Source organism: Planococcus sp. RAB007_Raresut, assembly GCF_057369535.1.
The window spans coordinates 1-238 of sequence record NZ_JBXYIF010000262.1; the positions used below are offsets into that span (position 1 = coordinate 1).

Annotated in this window: 1 pseudogene; it reads right to left on the reverse strand. The window is 67.6% G+C overall.

The window, feature by feature from the left end:
* Positions 1–238 (reverse strand): annotated as a pseudogene (locus AC2Q9J_RS18475) (translational GTPase TypA); the annotation flags it as partial.

Below are 238 nucleotides of genomic sequence, written 5' to 3' on the forward strand. Positions count from 1 at the left end.
CATAGCCCGCGGAAAGCGACGACGAGATGCCGGTGCCGCGCGTCGCCGAAAGCAGCGCGGTGCGGAAGCCGATCAGGCCGCGCGACGGCACGGTGAACTGCAGGCGCACCCTGCCGGAGCCGTGGTTCGACATCGATTCCATGCGGCCCTTGCGGTCCGCCATGAGCTGCGTGACGGTGCCCATGTATTCCTCGGGCACATCGATCGTGGTGGATTCCATCGGCTCGCACAGCGTGCC